The 17,127-nt window shown below is 71.9% G+C and carries 17 protein-coding genes; 10 read left to right on the plus strand and 7 right to left on the minus strand.

The window, feature by feature from the left end:
* Positions 1 to 77 precede the first annotated feature (77 nt).
* The gene (locus CCZ36_RS22520) at positions 78 to 1,832 is read right to left on the minus strand and encodes an acetyl/propionyl/methylcrotonyl-CoA carboxylase subunit alpha (RefSeq protein WP_069738031.1); all 1,755 of its coding nucleotides are present in this window, start codon (positions 1,830 to 1,832) and stop codon (positions 78 to 80) included.
* Between the two features lie 353 nt (positions 1,833 to 2,185).
* Between CCZ36_RS22520 and CCZ36_RS22525 the strand changes: the two genes are divergently transcribed.
* Complete coding sequence (locus CCZ36_RS22525; RefSeq protein WP_128818429.1) at positions 2,186 to 2,620, plus strand: hypothetical protein; 435 nt, start codon at positions 2,186 to 2,188, stop codon at positions 2,618 to 2,620.
* On the opposite strand, the gene CCZ36_RS22530 is transcribed toward CCZ36_RS22525, so the two are convergent.
* From CCZ36_RS22530 to CCZ36_RS22540, 4 genes are all read right to left on the minus strand, one after another.
* A complete protein-coding gene (locus tag CCZ36_RS22530; protein ID WP_069738033.1) occupies positions 2,601 to 3,212 on the minus strand; it encodes a Maf family protein in 612 nt (203 codons plus the stop codon). The genes CCZ36_RS22525 and CCZ36_RS22530 overlap by 20 nt on opposite strands.
* 74 nt (positions 3,213 to 3,286) lie before the next feature.
* Positions 3,287 to 3,415, minus strand: coding sequence for a morphogenic membrane protein MmpB (gene mmpB / locus CCZ36_RS36440; protein WP_006127106.1), 129 nt, complete (start codon positions 3,413 to 3,415; stop codon positions 3,287 to 3,289).
* Positions 3,416 to 3,491: 76 nt separating this feature from the next.
* The gene (locus tag CCZ36_RS22535) at positions 3,492 to 3,698 is read right to left on the minus strand and encodes an acyl-CoA carboxylase epsilon subunit (RefSeq protein WP_006127107.1); all 207 of its coding nucleotides are present in this window, start codon (positions 3,696 to 3,698) and stop codon (positions 3,492 to 3,494) included.
* 42 nt (positions 3,699 to 3,740) lie between these two features.
* Entirely contained in the window at positions 3,741 to 5,321 is a 1,581-nt protein-coding gene (locus CCZ36_RS22540; RefSeq protein ID WP_069743587.1) for an acyl-CoA carboxylase subunit beta, read from the minus strand.
* 240 nt (positions 5,322 to 5,561) lie between these two features.
* Between CCZ36_RS22540 and CCZ36_RS22545 the strand changes: the two genes are divergently transcribed.
* From CCZ36_RS22545 to hutH, 5 genes are all read left to right on the plus strand, one after another.
* Positions 5,562 to 6,431: a biotin--[acetyl-CoA-carboxylase] ligase gene (locus CCZ36_RS22545; protein ID WP_069738035.1), complete on the plus strand. Its 870-nt coding sequence runs from the start codon at positions 5,562 to 5,564 to the stop codon at positions 6,429 to 6,431.
* Between the two features lie 223 nt (positions 6,432 to 6,654).
* Positions 6,655 to 7,854 (plus strand): adenylate/guanylate cyclase domain-containing protein, encoded by a 1,200-nt coding sequence (locus CCZ36_RS22550; RefSeq protein WP_069738036.1) that lies wholly within the window; start codon positions 6,655 to 6,657, stop codon positions 7,852 to 7,854.
* A gap of 112 nt (positions 7,855 to 7,966) precedes the next feature.
* The gene (locus tag CCZ36_RS22555) at positions 7,967 to 8,779 is read left to right on the plus strand and encodes an enoyl-CoA hydratase/isomerase family protein (RefSeq protein ID WP_069738037.1); all 813 of its coding nucleotides are present in this window, start codon (positions 7,967 to 7,969) and stop codon (positions 8,777 to 8,779) included.
* A 103-nt stretch (positions 8,780 to 8,882) separates the two neighbouring features.
* Positions 8,883 to 10,037 carry a GGDEF domain-containing protein gene (locus tag CCZ36_RS22560; RefSeq protein ID WP_069738038.1) on the plus strand — a complete coding sequence of 385 codons (1,155 nt, stop codon included), beginning with the start codon at positions 8,883 to 8,885 and terminating at the stop codon, positions 10,035 to 10,037.
* A 75-nt stretch (positions 10,038 to 10,112) separates the two neighbouring features.
* Positions 10,113 to 11,663, plus strand: a complete 1,551-nt coding sequence (gene hutH / locus CCZ36_RS22565) for a histidine ammonia-lyase (protein WP_128818430.1) — start codon at positions 10,113 to 10,115, stop codon at positions 11,661 to 11,663.
* A 101-nt stretch (positions 11,664 to 11,764) separates the two neighbouring features.
* On the opposite strand, the gene CCZ36_RS22570 is transcribed toward hutH, so the two are convergent.
* On the minus strand, positions 11,765 to 12,064 hold the full coding sequence (locus tag CCZ36_RS22570) for a hypothetical protein (RefSeq protein ID WP_069738040.1): 300 nt from the start codon (positions 12,062 to 12,064) through the stop codon (positions 11,765 to 11,767).
* Between the two features lie 107 nt (positions 12,065 to 12,171).
* On the opposite strand from CCZ36_RS22570, the gene CCZ36_RS22575 reads away from it, so the two are divergent.
* From CCZ36_RS22575 to CCZ36_RS22585, 3 genes are all read left to right on the plus strand, one after another.
* Positions 12,172 to 12,621 carry a hypothetical protein gene (locus tag CCZ36_RS22575; protein WP_234427927.1) on the plus strand — a complete coding sequence of 150 codons (450 nt, stop codon included), beginning with the start codon at positions 12,172 to 12,174 and terminating at the stop codon, positions 12,619 to 12,621.
* Positions 12,622 to 12,858: 237 nt separating this feature from the next.
* Positions 12,859 to 14,127 carry a L,D-transpeptidase gene (locus CCZ36_RS22580; RefSeq protein ID WP_069738042.1) on the plus strand — a complete coding sequence of 423 codons (1,269 nt, stop codon included), beginning with the start codon at positions 12,859 to 12,861 and terminating at the stop codon, positions 14,125 to 14,127.
* A 254-nt stretch (positions 14,128 to 14,381) separates the two neighbouring features.
* Complete coding sequence (locus CCZ36_RS22585) at positions 14,382 to 14,789, plus strand: DUF1330 domain-containing protein (RefSeq protein ID WP_128818431.1); 408 nt, start codon at positions 14,382 to 14,384, stop codon at positions 14,787 to 14,789.
* Here the strand turns inward: CCZ36_RS22585 and CCZ36_RS22590 are convergent.
* Complete coding sequence (locus tag CCZ36_RS22590) at positions 14,756 to 15,205, minus strand: RDD family protein (protein ID WP_069743583.1); 450 nt, start codon at positions 15,203 to 15,205, stop codon at positions 14,756 to 14,758. The two genes, CCZ36_RS22585 and CCZ36_RS22590, sit on opposite strands and share 34 nt — an antisense overlap.
* Positions 15,206 to 15,701: 496 nt before the next feature.
* Between CCZ36_RS22590 and gdhA the strand changes: the two genes are divergently transcribed.
* Positions 15,702 to 17,090, plus strand: a complete 1,389-nt coding sequence (gene gdhA / locus CCZ36_RS22595) for an NADP-specific glutamate dehydrogenase (RefSeq protein ID WP_069738066.1) — start codon at positions 15,702 to 15,704, stop codon at positions 17,088 to 17,090.
* The last annotated feature ends 37 nt before the right edge of the window (positions 17,091 to 17,127 follow it).

Here is a 17,127-nt window from a genome sequence, read left to right on the forward strand (position 1 = left end):
CAGGATGCCACTGCGACGAAGGGGCCCGGTCCACGTCGTGAAGACGTGGACCGGGCCCCTTCGGAGCGTGCGGACGGTCAGTCCTTGATCTCGCAGATCAGGGCGCCGGAGGAGACGGAGGCGCCGACCTCGGCGGTGAGGCCCTTGATGGTGCCGGAGCGGTGCGCGTTGAGCGGCTGCTCCATCTTCATGGCCTCCAGGACGACGACGAGGTCGCCCTCCTTGACCTCCTGGCCCTCCTCCACCGCGATCTTGACGATGGTGCCCTGCATGGGCGAGGCGAGGGAGTCGCCGGAGGCGGCGGAGCCCGCCTTCTTGGCCGCGCGGCGCTTCGGCTTGGCGCCGGCCGCCAGGCCCGTACGCGCCAGGCTCATGCCCAGCGAGGACGGCAGCGAGACCTCCAGGCGCTTGCCGCCGACCTCGACGACGACGGTCTCGCGACCGGCCTCGTCCTCCGCGTCCGCCTCGGCGGGCGCGGCGAAGGGCTTGATGTCGTTGACGAACTCGGTCTCGATCCACCGGGTGTGCACGGTGAACGGGTCCGCGGTGAAGGCGGGGTCGGCGACGACGGCCCGGTGGAACGGGATCGCCGTGGCCATGCCCTCGACCTGGAACTCCGCCAGCGCGCGGGCGGCCCGCTGGAGCGCCTGCTCACGGGTGGCGCCGGTGACGATGAGCTTGGCGAGGAGGGAGTCCCACGCGGGGCCGATGACCGAGCCGGACTCGACACCCGCGTCCAGGCGGACGCCGGGGCCGGTCGGCGGGGCGAACAGCGTCACCGTGCCGGGGGCGGGGAGGAAGTTGCGGCCCGGGTCCTCGCCGTTGATCCGGAACTCGAAGGAGTGGCCGCGCACCGCCGGGTCGTCGTAGCCGAGCTCCTCGCCGTCGGCGATGCGGAACATCTCGCGTACGAGGTCGATGCCGGTGACCTCTTCGGTGACCGGGTGCTCGACCTGGAGGCGGGTGTTGACCTCCAGGAAGGAGATCGTGCCGTCGAGGCCGACCAGGAACTCGACCGTGCCCGCGCCGACGTAGCCGGCCTCCTTCAGGATCGCCTTCGACGCCGCGTACAGCTCGTCGTTCTGCTCCTGGGTCAGGAAGGGGGCCGGGGCCTCCTCCACCAGCTTCTGGTGGCGGCGCTGGAGCGAGCAGTCACGGGTGGAGACGACGACCACGTTGCCGTGCTGGTCGGCCAGGCACTGGGTCTCCACGTGGCGCGGCTTGTCGAGGTAACGCTCGACGAAGCACTCACCCCGGCCGAACGCCGCGACGGCCTCACGGACGGCGGAGTCGTACAGCTCCGGGATCTCCTCCAGCGTGCGGGCCACCTTCAGACCGCGTCCGCCACCGCCGAAGGCGGCCTTGATCGCGATCGGGAGGCCGTTCTGCTCGGCGAACGCGACGACCTCGTCGGACCCGGAGACCGGGTCCGGGGTGCCCGCCACGAGCGGGGCGCCCGCGCGCTGGGCGATGTGCCGGGCGGCGACCTTGTCGCCGAGGTCGCGGATCGCCTGCGGGGGCGGGCCGATCCAGGTCAGCCCGGCGTCCAGGACGGCCTGGGCGAACTCCGCGTTCTCCGACAGGAAGCCGTACCCCGGGTGGATCGCGTCCGCCCCGGAGTCCGCGGCGGCCCGCAGCACCTTGGCCATGTCCAGATAGCTGGCGGCCGGGGTGTCACCGCCCAGGGCGAACGCCTCGTCAGCGGCCCGGACATGCAACGCGTCCCGGTCCGGCTCGGCGTAGACCGCGACACTCGCGATCCCCGCGTCCCGGCACGCCCGAGCAACGCGGACAGCGATTTCGCCACGGTTGGCGATGAGCACCTTGCGCACGATGACTCCCTCCTCGAAACAAGCTGAGTTTAGGGACTACCGACACGGTCGTACGACCTGTCCCCAATGGTGAGCTTGCCCACACGGAGTGTGATCCGAGGCTTGCCCCAGTAGTGAAATCCCTTGTGGCACCACGGTACGCCGGGATCCTCAACCGCACAGTAACCAGCCGGTGTGGTCCAGGTCTCTGTCACTGGAGTCAACGCCGCACGGCGTTTCTTTGTGGACTCCCTACGAACGGTCGGTGGATTCTTTGCCCGTGGCCCGGGCCCGTCCAACCTCTTGTCCGGAGGAATACCCGCGAGTAGCGTCCGCGCTACGCACGTACCAGAGGTAACAGGGGTGGGACGCTGATGCGCAGACCGGTCGCGATCGTGACCGCGCTCGTGCTGTTCGGGGAGGCGGTGGGCATCGTGCTCATCAACGCCGTCCTGGCCACGGTCGCCGAGAACCAGAACATGTCGCTGGCCGGAATGGACCCGGCCGCCATGTCCACCGGGACCTGGGCGATGGGCGGTGTCTCCGGGCTGCTGCTGGTCCTGTGCGGGCTGACAGCGCTGATCGCCGGGGTCCGCGACCGCGCCCCGGGACGGGCCGGACGGATCGTCCTGATCGGCTGCGCGGTCGTGCACGGCGTCCTCGGCGCGGTCACCGTCGGCCTGATCGGCTGGGCCGCCTTCGCGTTCATGATGGTGGTGCTGGCCCTGCTGGTGCTCACCCTGCTGTCGTACGGGCCCGAGGTCCGGCCTCAGGCCCAGCGGCACGAACTCACACCCACAGCTCCGTGACCGACACGTCCAGCTCGCCCAGCAGCCGGCGCAGCAGCGGCAGCGAGAGGCCGATGACGTTGCCGTGGTCGCCCTCGATCGCGTCGACGAACGGGGCCGACCTGCCGTCCAGCGTGAACGCCCCCGCCACGTGCAGCGGTTCGCCCGTGGCCACGTAGGCGGCGACCTCGGCGTCGCTCGGCTCGCCGAACCGTACGACCGTGGACGCCGTCGCCGACGCCGTACGGCCGGAGGCGGTGTCGATCACGCTGTGCCCGGTCCGCAGGACGCCCGCCCGGCCGCGCATCGACTTCCAGCGGGCGGTGGCCTCCTCGGCGTCGGCGGGCTTGCCGAGCGCCTCGCCGTCCAGCTCCAGCACCGAGTCGCAGCCGATGACCAGGGCGCCCGCCGCCTCGGGGCGCTCCGCGACGGCCGCCGCCTTGGCCCGGGCCAGGACGAGCGCCAGCTCGGCGGGGGTCGGGGCGCTCAGCGCGTCCTCGTCCACCCCGCTGACGATCACCTCGGGGGCGAAACCGGCCTGGCGCAGCAGACCGAGACGGGCGGGGGAGGCGGAGGCGAGCACGAGACGGCGCTGATCAGTCATGCACGCCATCGTAGAAGGGCCGCCGGAGCCCGGGGCGACGGATGCCGAGTATGCGGCGGAAGCGGGGATCCCGGGATACCGGGTCAGCGGATGCCGAGCACGAACATCGCCAGCAGCATCGCCAGCGCCAGCAGCACCCCGGCTCTGCGCATCATCGCCTGGGCGTCGCGCAGTTCCTTCGGCGGCTTGTTCTCGGGGTCGGACCACAGCATGGTTCCGATCCTGCTGCGCCGGGCGCCGCCGCGCCTGAGTACGGGTACTCAAGAGACGGCGGCGCCCCGTTCCGGCTCAGGCCGGCCAGTAGGTCCGGGCCCAGGCCCGGGGCCCCGGCCGCGGGCGGCCGGTGCGGGCGATACGGCCCGGGTCGGACCACTGCTCGGGCGGCAGCGGCGCGCCGGAGGACACGGCGGCGGCGGCCGCGGCACGCGCCTGGACCACCGCCACGGCGGCGGCCAGCTCCTCCGGGGTGGGGTTGCCCCGTACGACCTTGATCATGGGCAGACCTCTCTGTGAGCGGGCGAGCGGGTGGGCCGACGGTTACAGCGGGATGTTGCCGTGCTTCTTCGGAGGCAGGGATTCCCGCTTCGTACGGAGTTGACGCAGGCCCTTGACGATGTGGGCCCGGGTGTCGGACGGCATGATCACCGCGTCGACGTAGCCGCGCTCGGCCGCCACGTACGGGTTGAGCAGCGTGTCCTCGTAGTCCGCCATCAGCTCGGCGCGGGTCGCGTCCGGGTCCTCGGCGGCGGCGATGGTGCGCCGGTGCAGGATGTTCACCGCGCCCTGCGCGCCCATGACGGCGACCTGCGCGGTCGGCCAGGCCAGGTTGAGGTCGGCGCCCAGGTGCTTGGAGCCCATCACGTCGTACGCGCCGCCGAAGGCCTTCCGGGTGATGACGGTGATCAGCGGGACCGTCGCCTCCGCGTAGGCGTAGATCAGCTTCGCGCCGCGCCGGATGATGCCGCCGTACTCCTGGTCCACGCCCGGCAGGAAGCCCGGCACGTCCACGAAGGTGAGGACGGGCACGTTGAACGCGTCGCAGGTGCGGACGAAGCGGGCCGCCTTCTCGCTCGCGTCGATGTCCAGGCAACCGGCGAACTGCATCGGCTGGTTGGCGACGATCCCGACCGGGTGGCCCTCGACCCGGCCGAAGCCGGTGATGATGTTCGGCGCGAACAGGGCCTGGGTCTCCAGGAATTCGGCGTCGTCCAGGACGTGCTCGATCGCGGTGTGCATGTCGTACGGCTGGTTCGCCGAGTCCGGGATCAGCGTGTCCAGCTCGCGGTCCTCGTCGGTGATGGCGAGGTCCGCCTCCTCCGGGAAGGCCGGCGCCTCCGAGAGGTTGTTCGAAGGAAGGTAGGAGAGCAGGGACTTGACGTACTCGATGGCGTCCTTCTCGTCGCCCGCCATGTGGTGCGCCACCCCGGAGGTGGTGTTGTGCGTACGGGCGCCGCCCAGCTCCTCGAAGCCGACGTCCTCGCCGGTGACCGTCTTGATGACGTCGGGCCCGGTGATGAACATGTGCGAGGTCTGGTCGACCATCACCGTGAAGTCGGTGATCGCGGGGGAGTAGACCGCGCCGCCCGCGCACGGGCCGACGATCAGCGAGATCTGCGGGACGACCCCGGAGGCGTGCACGTTGCGGCGGAAGATCTCGGCGAACAGGCCGAGGGCGACCACACCCTCCTGGATGCGCGCGCCGCCGCCGTCGTTGATGCCGATGACCGGGCAGCCGGTCTTCAGCGCGAAGTCCATGACCTTGACGATCTTCTCGCCGTAGACCTCGCCGAGCGAGCCGCCGAAGATCGTGAAGTCCTGCGAGTACACGCAGACCGGGCGGCCGTCGACCGTGCCGTAACCGGTGACGACACCGTCCCCGTACGGGCGGTTCTTCTCGATGCCGAAGTTGGTGGAGCGATGCCGGGCGAACTCGTCGAGCTCCACGAAGGAGCCCTCGTCCAGGAGCAGCTCGACCCGCTCACGGGCTGTCAGCTTGCCCTTGGCGTGCTGCTTCTCGACCGCGCGGGCCGAACCGGCGTGCGTCGCTTCGTCGATGCGGCGCGTCAGGTCCGCGAGCTTGCCGGCGGTGGTGTGGATGTCGCTTTGCGGCTCGGACATCGGGGGAGGCTCCCTGCCTGGTCACGGGGACGACGACCGGATGGTGGTCACGGGGGGACCGGCGGTCGTCCGTCCGGCTCTGCGGCTACTGACTCGTAACGCGGATTCTGGGTTCCGCTCTGGTGCTGTGTACGGCTCTGCTCTGGCGCTCTGTTCGTAACTCTGCGGTTACTGCCTCGTAGGGTATCGGCGCGTCTCCGGAAAGGCAGTGCGTCCTTTGCCACACCTAGGCTGGGTTGCATGACACCACCGGATGCGTCACACAACCGCTGGTCGGACCTCGACCGGCCCCCTCTCAACGCGACCGCGCTGCGCCGCGGGCTGCTGCGGCCGGACACGCTGTGGGCGTCACTGGAGGTCGTGGAGTCCACCGGATCGACCAACACCGACCTCGCCGAGCGGGCCCGTGCCGGGGCGGTGGCCGAGGGCGCGGTGCTGGTCGCCGAGGAGCAGACCGCGGGGCGCGGACGGCTGGAGCGGAGCTGGACCGCGCCGCCCCGTTCCGGGCTGTTCTTCTCGGTCTACCTGGAGCCGGGCGGCATCCCGGTGGAGCGGTGGGGGTGGGTGCCGCTGCTGGCCGGGGTCGCCGCAGCGACCGGGCTCGCCACATCGGCCGGTGTCGACATGTCGCTGAAGTGGCCCAACGACCTGCTGGTCGCGGTGGCGGGCGAGGAGCGCAAGACCGGCGGCATCCTCGGCGAGTTCGCCGGGGACGGGATCGTCGTGGGCCTCGGCATCAACGTCTCCCTGCGGGCCGACGAACTGCCCGCCCCCACCGCGGGCTCCCTCGCCCTCGCCGGGGCGGTCTCCACCGACCGCGAGACCCTGCTGCGGGCCGTCCTGCGCTCGATGGAGCACTGGTACGGCGCGTGGCGGGCGGCCGACGGCGACGCGGCCGCCAGCGGGCTCCAGGCCGCCTACGCGGCGGGCTGCGCGACGCTGGACCGGACGGTACGGGCCGAGCTGCCGGGGGGTGCGTCCCTGGTCGGCGAGGCGGTCGCGATCGACGGGGACGGCCGGTTGATCCTCTCCACCGAGGACGGGCTCCAGCAGCCGGTGTCCGCCGGGGACATCGTCCACCTGCGGGGCGCTGCGGGCGGCCTGACCTAGGGTGTGCCGTCCCGGAGGGCGTCCCGCCGCCGCCTCCGATGGCGTAAGGGCGTGAGAGCGCGTACGCCCGGGATGTCACGCGCGACGCACCGAGGACGGGCAACCAAGGACGTGAGCCAGAGCACACCTGCCGTATTGTTGAGGCGGTCCAGCGGCAGATCACTGTTGGACGATCAGCGACAGATCGGCAGGCAGTGCGCAGGGAACGGGCAGGAGGCGGCTGGTGACCGTCGGCGACACGTCGTCCGGCGCGGGTGAGGAGCCCGGGGCGGACTCCTCGGTCCACGCCACACCCCACCACGAGGTCGACCACACGGTGGAACCGACCGACGACCCCCTCGCCATCCGCCTCGAAGCGCTGATCCTGGGGGCCGACCGGCGCTACACGCCCTTCCAGGCGGCCCGTACCGCCGGGGTGTCGATGGATCTGGCCTCCCGGTTCTGGCGGGCCATGGGCTTCGCCGACATCGGCCAGGCCAAGGCGCTCACCGAGGCCGACGTCCTCGCCCTGCGACGGCTCGCCGGTCTCGTCGAGGCGGGGCTGCTCAGTGAGCCGATGGCGATCCAGGTCGCCCGCTCCACCGGGCAGACCACCGCCCGGCTGGCCGAATGGCAGATCGACTCGTTCCTGGAGGGGCTGACCGAGCCGCCCGAGCCCGGCATGACCCGCACCGAGGTCACGTATCCGCTGGTCGAGCTGTTGCTCCCGGAGCTCCAGGAGTTCCTCGTCTACGTGTGGCGACGCCAGCTGGCCGCCGCCACCGGCCGGGTCGTGCAGGCGGCGGACGACGAGGAGATGGTCGACCGGCGGCTCGCGGTCGGCTTCGCGGACCTGGTCGGCTTCACCCGGCTGACCCGGCGCCTGGAGGAGGAGGAGCTCGGTGAGCTGGTCGAGTCCTTCGAGACGACCGCCGCCGACCTGGTCGCCGCGCACGGCGGCCGGCTCATCAAGACCCTCGGCGACGAGGTGCTCTTCGCCGCCGACGACGCGGGGACGGCCGCCGAGATAGCGCTCCGGCTGATCGAGGCGATGTCCCAGGACGAGACGATGCCCGCCCTGCGCGTCGGCATCGCCTTCGGCACGGTCACCACCCGGATGGGCGACGTCTTCGGCACCACGGTGAACCTCGCCAGCCGGCTCACCTCGATAGCTCCGAAGGACGCCGTCCTGGTCGACGGGGCGTTCGCCAAGGAGCTGGTCCGCCACGGCGACGCCCCCGAGTCCGAGGCGCAGGCCGCCGAGGCCGTCGCCGCCGCCGCCGAACGGGCCCGGCTCGCCGAGAAGGAGGGCCGCGAGCCCGACGACGAGCCGCCCCTGCCGACCTACCGCTTCGGGCTCCAGCCGATGTGGCAGCGCCCGGTGCGCGGACTGGGCGTGGTGGAACCGTGGCTGCTGGCCCGGCGCGGGAAGTCGAGTTCCTGAGCCGTTGCGCCCGCGCTCCCCGATCGCCCTGTCGGTCCGGGGGTCGCCCTGTCTAGGATTCCTGGCGGATAACGCTCGTTAACGGGCGCAGTCGACCGACAGGGGTGCAGCCATGACCGTCACGTCCGAGCAGCGGTTCGGGGAGTTCGTCGTCGTACGGCGGCACGAGGGACAGGACCATGTCGCCGAGCTGGTCCTGGACCGCCCCAAGGCCATGAACGCCGTCTCCACCGACATGGCCCGCTCGATCGCCGCCGCCTGTGACGCGCTCGGCGCCGACCGGGACGTCCGGGCCACCGTCCTGACCTCCAGCCATGAGCGGGCCTTCTGCGTGGGCGCGGACCTCAAGGAGCGCAACTCCTTCTCCGACGCCGACCTCGTCCGCCAGCGGCCCACCGCCCGTGCCGCCTACACCGGGGTCCTGGAGCTGCCGATGCCGGTGATCGCCGCCGTGCACGGCTTCGCCCTCGGCGGCGGCTTCGAACTCGCCCTCGCCTGCGATGTGATCGTCGCCGACACCACCGCCGTGGTCGGGCTGCCCGAGGTGTCCGTGGGTGTCATCCCGGGCGGCGGCGGTACGCAGTTGCTGCCGCGCCGGGTGGGCGCGGCCCGCGCCGCCGAGCTGGTGTTCAGCGCCCGCCGCGTCGAGGCCGCCGAGGCGCGCGACCTGGGGCTGGTGGACGAGCTGGTCGAGGCGGGCCGGGACCGCGAGGAGGCCCTCGCGCTGGGCGGCCGGATCGCCGCCAACTCGCCGGTCGGGCTGCGTGCGGCCAAGAAGGCGCTCCGGCTGGGGCAGGGGCTGGATCTGCGCGCGGGCCTGGAGGTCGAGGACGCGGCTTGGCGGTCGGTGGCCTTCTCCGGCGACCGGGCGGAGGGCGTGGCCGCGTTCAACGAGAAGCGTCGCCCGGACTGGCCCGGCGAGTGACGACGCCCGTGCGTGACGCAGGGTGATCTTCCCGTGCGAAATAGTTGACCTTGGATACGCACCAAACTGATCAAAAGAGGGCAAATCTACATAGGCTGTAGAAATGGGTGGTGACGACGAACGGCTGCGGGCCGTGGTTTCGCTGGCGCAGACCATGGCCGCGGCCTACACGCCGCGCGATTCGTGGCGGGCGGCGGCGCTGGGCGCCTGTGAGGCGTTGAGCGGCAGTTTCGCCGCGCTCTCCGTGTGGGAGCGGGACCGGGGCAGGCTGCGGGTGCTGGTGAACGCGGGGCAACGGGCCGAGGGGGAGGAGGAGTTTCCCGAGGAGGAGGCCTACCCGGTCCACGAGTTCCCGGAGATCACCGAGTTCCTCCACGAGCGCTGGGCCGGCGGCGGCGAACCCGACGCCTGGGTGGAGACCGCCGACGGGCTGGCCGGCGCGGGCGGTCCGGCGCGCGGCGCCCGCCCGTACTGCCATCAGCGGGTCGCCGCGCTGCGGCGGCGCGGACGGGGCTGCTGCGTGGTGGCGCCGATCGTGCTGCACGGCCGGGCGTGGGGCGAGCTGTATGTGGCGCGACCGGCCGGGCAGCCCGTCTTCGACCGCGCCGACGCCGACTTCGCGACCGTGCTCGCCGCCGTCGTGGCCTCCGGGATCGCCCAGACCGAACGCCTGGAGGAGGTCCGCAAACTGGCCTTCACCGACCCGCTGACGGGCCTCGCCAACCGCCGCGCGGTCGACATCCAGCTCGACGAGGCCGTCGAGCGGCACCGGGTCGACGACACGGTCGTCAGCCTCGTCGTCTGCGACCTGAACGGCCTCAAAGCGGTGAACGACACCCATGGCCACGCCGTCGGCGACCGCCTGCTGGAACGTTTCGGCTCGGTGCTGTCGCTGTGCGGGGCGATGCTGCCCGAGGCGCTCGCGGCCCGGCTCGGGGGCGATGAGTTCTGCCTGCTCGCGGCAGGCCCCCCGGCCGACGCGGTGGTCGGGGTCGCCACCGAGCTCTGCGACCGGGCGGCGGTGATCGAGCTGGGCGACGGGGTCGCCTGCGGGGTCGCGTCGACCGGCGACCCGATCGGGCCGGTCCGCTCGGCCCGGCGGCTGTTCCGGCTCGCGGACGCCGCCCAGTACCGCGCCAAGGCCGCCCGCTCCAAGGGGCCGGTGGTGGCCGGGCGGGACGGCGAGGTCATCCGGCTCGCGGACTCCCCGCCGAAGTCCGCGCACGACCGGCGCAGGCTGCGCGGCAACCGTCCGTGAGCCCGCCGGTGCCGTAAGGGGCCCCGTGCGGCAGCACTAGTGACATGGGGGGTTTCAGTCCGTACGCTGCTGAATATGGATATGCACACTGTCGTGGTGGGGACGTCCGGAACCACCGCCGAGGACGTCGTCGCCGTGGCCCGCCACGGCGCCCGGGCCGAGCTCTCCGCAGCCGCCGTGGAAGCCCTCGCCGCCGCCCGTCTCATCGTGGACGCGCTCGCCGCCAAGCCCGAACCGGTCTACGGCGTCTCCACCGGCTTCGGCGCCCTCGCCAGCCGCCACATCAGCCATGAGCTGCGCGCTCAGCTCCAGCGCAACATCGTCCGCTCGCACGCGGCCGGCATGGGCCCGCGCGTCGAGCGCGAGGTCGTCCGCGCGCTGATGTTCCTCCGGCTGAAGACGGTCGCCTCCGGCCACACCGGCGTACGCCCCGAGGTCGCGCAGACCATGGCGGACCTGCTCAACGCGGGCATCACGCCCGTCGTCCACGAATACGGCTCGCTCGGCTGCTCCGGCGACCTCGCGCCCCTCTCGCACTGCGCGCTCACCCTGATGGGCGAGGGCGAGGCGGAGGGCCCCGACGGCACGGTCCGCCCGGCCGGCGAACTGCTCGCCGCCCACGGCATCACCCCGGTGGAGCTGGCCGAGAAGGAAGGGCTGGCCCTCCTCAACGGCACCGACGGCATGCTCGGCATGCTGGTCATGGCCCTCGCCGACCTGAAGAACCTCTACACCTCCGCCGACATCACCGCCGCCCTCTCCCTGGAGGCGCTGCTCGGCACGGACAAGGTGCTCGCCCCCGAGCTGCACGCCATCCGCCCGCACCCCGGCCAGGGCGTCAGCGCGGACAACATGCTGCGGGTCCTGGCCGGTTCGGGGCTGACGGGCCATCACCAGGACGACGCCCCCCGGGTCCAGGACGCCTACTCGGTGCGCTGCGCCCCCCAGGTCAACGGCGCGGGCCGCGACACCCTCGACCACGCGGCCGTCGTCGCGGGGCGTGAACTGGCCTCATCCGTCGACAACCCGGTGGTTCTGTCCGACGGCCGGGTCGAGTCCAACGGCAACTTCCACGGCGCGCCCGTCGCGTACGTCCTGGACTTCCTCGCGATCGTCGCCGCCGACCTCGGCTCCATCTGCGAACGCCGCACCGACCGGCTGCTCGACAAGAACCGCTCGCACGGCCTGCCCCCGTTCCTCGCGGACGACGCCGGGGTCGACTCCGGTCTGATGATCGCCCAGTACACCCAGGCCGCCCTGGTCAGCGAGATGAAGCGGCTCGCGGTCCCCGCCTCCGCCGACTCCATCCCGTCCTCCGCGATGCAGGAGGACCACGTCTCCATGGGCTGGTCCGCCGCGCGCAAGCTCCGTACCGCCGTGGACAACCTGACCCGGATCGTCGCCGTCGAGCTGTACGCGGCGACCCGCGCCGTCGAACTCCGCGCCGCCGAGGGCCTGGTACCCGCCCCCGCCTCGCAGGCCGCTGTGGCCGCGCTGCGCGCCGCGGGCGCCGAGGGCCCGGGCCCGGACCGCTTCCTCGCGCCGGACCTGGCCGCCGCCGACGCGTTCGTACGGGAAGGGCGCCTGGTCGCGGCCGTGGAGCCGGTGACCGGGCCGCTGGCCTGATCCGGCCCCGTACGCGCCGGGGGGAAGCCGGCCCCGTACGCGTCCGAAGGTGGGTCCCCGCGCCGGGGGGTGCGGGGACCCACCTTCAGGTCGGTACCGGGTCAGTAGGCCGAGCGCGTCCCGGACCGGCGTACCGAGTAGGTGACGAAGCCCGCGCCGATGCCCAACAGGGCCGTGCCGCCGATGAGATACGGGGTGGTGTCCAGGCCGGGACCGGTGTCGGCGAGGCGCGCCTCGGAGGCGTCGTCGGCCTGACCGGCGGTCCGGTCGGACGTGGCGGCCGGGCCGCCACGCTGCTCGGCGTTCTCACCGGTCGCGTTGGCCGACGGGACGAACCAGAGAGCGGCCAGCAGCGTGCCTGCGGCGGTGGCGGTCAGCAGTGTGCGACGAGCGACGGACACAGATTCGATCCCCTTGCGACAACCATGAGTTAGCCCCGTGGGCCGATGCTAAGCAAAGCAGCGGGTCGGTGGAAAGTCGTGGCCGCGCCGGGCCGTACGCTCCGGCCATGAGCACAGATGAGACATCCAGGTTTGTTCGACTTCGCGTCGAGATGGTGCTGGAGGTCACCGACCTCGACGCCCTGACCGGCACCGCCCTCGAATCGATCGCCGCCGAGTACGGGGAGCCCGTCGCGGGCATCGGCGGTGGCGAGAGTGCCGAGGAGCGGATGCATGCCGAGGCCACGGTCCGGGCAGACGGCGCAGAGGCCCTCGCCTCGCTGGTCGACCCCTTCGACCTGGTCAGCGAGGTGCCCGGGGTGGAGCTCGCCCAGGCATCGTGGAGCAGCGAGTCCATCGAGTACGACCCCGACGCGGAGGGCTGGGACGACGCGGACGACGGCGAGGAGGGTCTCTTCCTGCCGCGGGACGCGGACGACGAGGAGGGGTACGGCGACACGGTCGCGCACAATGGGAAGAACGACGGCGAGGACGGTGACCCCGCGCAGCGGGTGTGACATGTGAGGACACCGGCCCCGGCCCCCGCTCACCGGCGGACCGGGGCCGCGCCGTGCGGTGACGGAAACCGGGACCCGGCAACGGGAACCAGGACCGCCGGGGCGGCGTCGATGAGTGGTGTTCCCCACATCTGTCGAGGATGCGGAACGGACCGCCCTTTCCGGGTGTTCTTGGAACATTGACGGGGAATAGCCGCCTGGCGGTCCCGTCCGGGGATTTTGGGGAGTTCGGCAACGATGGAGAAGCGTGTGATGACGGACAGCAAGCGGCGCAAGGGCCTCATGGCCGTGTCCGCACTGCTCGGCGGCGTGCTGGTGCTTTCGGCCTGTACCGACGACGGCGACAAGGGCGGAAAGACGAGCGCCGGGAGTTCGGAGTCGTCGCAGCAGGAAGTGGACAAGGCGGCGGCCGCGGACGCCTCCGAGGCGCAGATAACGATCAAGCCGAAGAACGGCTCGACCAACGCCAGCATCAACAACGCGGCCCAGGTCTCCGTCACCAAGGGCAAGCTGACCGAGGTCGTCATGACCACGGCGGACGGCACCCCGGTCGAGGGCACCCTGGCGGCCGACGGCTCCAGCTGGAAGCCCGCGGCTCAGCTGGAGCGCTCCACCACCTACAAGATCGACGCCACGGCGGAGGACTCGAAGGGCCGCAAGGCCCACGAGAACAGCTCCTTCACCACCGTCTCGCCCGACAACAGCTTCATCGGGAACTTCACCCCCGAGGACGGCTCCACGGTCGGTGTCGGGATGCCCGTCTCGATCAACTTCAACAAGGAGATCACGGACAAGAAGGCCGTCCAGGACGGCATCACCGTGAGCTCCAGCAGCGGCCAGGAGGTCGTCGGCCACTGGTTCAACGGCCAGCGCCTGGACTTCCGCCCGGAGAACTACTGGCAGGGCGGCTCCACCGTCACCCTGAAGCTGGCGCTCGACGGGGTCGAGGGCGCGGACGGCGTCTTCGGCGTCCAGCAGAAGACCGTCACCTTCAAGATCGGCCGTAACCAGGTCTCCACCGTCGACGCGAAGACCAAGCAGATGACGGTCACCCGCGACGGCAAGACGATCAAGACGATCCCGATCTCCGCGGGCTCCCCCGACAACCCCACGTACAACGGTCAGATGGTGATCTCCGAGAAGCACAAGGAGACCCGGATGAACGGCGCCACCGTCGGCTTCACCGATGACGACGGCAAGGGCGAGTACGACATCAAGGACGTGCCGCACGCCATGCGCCTGTCCACGTCGGGCACCTTCATCCACGGCAACTACTGGGGCAAGGGCATCTTCGGCAACGCCAACACCAGCCACGGCTGCGTGGGCCTCGCCGACGTGAAGGGCGCGAACGACCCCAACGCCCCCGGTGCCTGGTTCTACAACAACTCGCTCATCGGCGACGTGGTCATCGTCAAGAACTCCCCGGACAAGACGATCACCCCGGACAACGGCCTCAACGGCTGGAACATGAGCTGGGCCGAGTGGACGGCCGGCTCCCAGGCCTGATCCGCCCACCGGCTCCCCTTCCCGGTCCGCCGGTTCCTCTTCCCCGCACCACCCGCACCACCCCCGTCCCCGCCCGAAGGCGGCGGCCCCGGAGCCCCGGGACCGCCGCCTTCGGCGTGTCCCGCTCGGGTCGGCTCCGGTCCTGGCCGCTCCCGCCGGCATGACCTCCGAGGTAATCGACGGTCTCCGCCCCGCCCGGCAGCATCGTGGATGTCCAGGGGAACCGCCCCGACCACCTTCCGGAGGGCCGGATCATGACCGCGTACGCCATCGCCCACCTGCGCACCACCGACGCCCCTGTCGAGGACGAGGTGCTGAGCTACCTCCAGCGGATCCAGGCCACCATGAAGCCCTACGGAGGCCGCTTCCTGGTCCATGGCGCCGAGGTGGAGGTGGTGGAGGGGGCCTGGCCGGGCGCGCTGGTCATCGTCGGGTTTCCCGGGACGGCGGAGGCCCACGCCTGGTACGCGTCCCCGGCCTACCAGGAGATCCTGCCGCTGCGCACCCGGCACATCGACGGCGACGTGGTGATCGTTCCCGGGGTCGGCCCGGAGTACGACGCGTCGGCCACGGCGGCGGCGATGCGGGCGGCGCGCGATCGTACGGCGCAGGAGGCCGAAGACCGGGCTCAGTCCGGACGCCCCCGCACCGCCGCCCGGTAGGACCGCAGGTCGCTGCGGCGCACCTGGCGTACCCCCGCGAGGTCCTCGCAGGGCTCGGCGGGGCAACCCGCGGGGCGCTCGGGGCCGCGGGGTGTCACCGGGCCGCGGAGCCGCCGCCAGGGCTGGAGCGGCAGCCAGAGGAGCCCGTACAGCCAGCGCAGCACCAGCCTGCGGAAGCCCGGCCGGCCCGCGTCGGGGAGCCGGATCACCCGGACGCCCATGATCAGCTTTCCGGCGCTCGCCCGGACGGCCATCGTCAGCAGTACCTGATTGGCGAACGACAGCACGATCAGCTGGACGACCAGCAGGGCGATCGCGTGCCCCGTCCCGCCCGAGTCCAGGCAGGAGTGCACCAGCAGCCCCACGGCCAGCAGGCACAGATAGGCGTCGAGCCCGACCGCCAGATAGCGCCGCATGTCTCCCGTGCCCTTGGGGACGCGCGGCTGTCTGTGGGGCCCGGGGCCGGGGTGGACCGAGGGACGGGCGTACGCCGGATACGCCGCCCGGGCGGGCGCGCGCACGGGCGGCGGCGGGGCAGGGGCCGAGCGGGACCGCACGGGGCGGTTCGCGGCCCGGTGCGCCCCGCGCGAGGCCCGTAACGCGTCAGGAGGCAGCCCTCTCCGACGCCCCCGTGGCTTGGTCATGGGGGCATCATGACTGATCGTCAGGCGAGGTGTCCCCGTTCCTGACGGGTAACTACGGCGTCGGGGCGTTGTTCCTCGGGGGCCGCACGGCGGACGCGCGGATGCCCCCGTACGGGTGCGGGGCCGCAGTGGGGGAAAACGCCTGATCATGGTCAGTATGTGGATGGTCCTCGAAGATCGTCGGCCCGCACGGGAGAATCTGACCGGTGGCGTCCTCCGGGACGGGGGCGCCGACGCGTACGAGCCGACCACGGAAGGTCTTGATCAGATGCCGGTCATCCCCGACTCGCCCGACTCCGCCCGCACGCAGGACGCCGCGGCCCGTGTCATTGAGCCGCTCTACGCCGAGATCCTGCGCCGCAACCAGGGGGAGCAGGAGTTCCACCAGGCGGTCCGGGAGGTCCTGGAGACGCTCGGGCCGGTGCTGACTCAGCGCCCGGAGTTCGTCGACGCCCGCATCATCGAGCGCATATGCGAGCCCGAGCGTCAGCTGATCTTCCGGGTGCCGTGGTCGGACGACTCCGGCGACATCCACGTCAACCGCGGCTTCCGGGTGGAGTTCTCCAGCTCGCTCGGCCCCTACAAGGGCGGGCTGCGCTTCCACCCCTCGGTCAATCTCGGCATCGTGAAGTTCCTCGGCTTCGAGCAGATCTTCAAGAACGCCCTCACCGGCATGCCCATCGGCGGCGGCAAGGGCGGCGCGGACTTCGACCCCAAGGGCCGGTCCGACGCGGAGATCATGCGGTTCTGCCAGTCGTTCATGACCGAACTCCACCGCCACCTGGGGGAGTACACGGACGTGCCCGCCGGCGACATCGGCGTCGGCGGCCGGGAGATCGGCTACCTCTTCGGCCAGTACAAGCGGATCACCAACCGTTACGAGTCCGGCGTCCTCACCGGCAAGGGCCTCGGCTGGGGCGGCGCGCAGGCCCGTACGGAAGCCACCGGCTACGGCACGGTCCTGTTCACCGCCGAGATGCTGCGCAGCCGGGGCGAGTCCCTGGAGGGCCAGACCGTCGCGGTCTCCGGCTCGGGCAACGTGGCCATCTACGCCGTCGAGAAGGCCCAGCAGCTCGGCGCGACCGTCGTCACCTGCTCGGACTCCGGCGGCTATGTCGTCGACGAGAAGGGCATCGACCTCGCCCTCCTCAAGGAGATCAAGGAGGCGGGCCGGGGCCGGGTCGCGGAGTACGCCGAGCGGCGCGGCGCCCACGCCCGGTTCGTACCCGGTACGGGCGTGTGGACGGTCCCCGTGGATGTGGCCCTGCCCTGCGCCACGCAGAACGAACTGCACGAGGCCGACGCGCTGCACCTCGTACGCAACGGGGTCAAGGCGGTCGCGGAGGGCGCCAACATGCCCACCACGCCGGAGGCGGTCCGGGTCCTCCAGGAGGCGGGCGTCGCCTTCGCCCCGGGCAAGGCGGCCAACGCGGGCGGGGTCGCGACGAGCGCGCTGGAGATGCAGCAGAACGCGTCGCGGGACTCGTGGACGTTCGCCCACACCGAGGAGCGCCTCGCCGAGATCATGCGGCACATCCACGACTCCTGCTACACGACGGCGGAGCGGTACGGGAGCCCCGGCAACTACGTGGTCGGCGCGAACATCGCGGGCTTCGAGCTGGTCGCGGACGCGATGCTGGCGCAGGGGCTGATCTGAGGGAGGCCGGGGGCGAGAAGGGCCAAAGAGGCGTCGA

This window comes from Streptomyces sp. S063, assembly GCF_002832675.1.
Taxonomy (GTDB): domain Bacteria; phylum Actinomycetota; class Actinomycetes; order Streptomycetales; family Streptomycetaceae; genus Streptomyces; species Streptomyces sindenensis.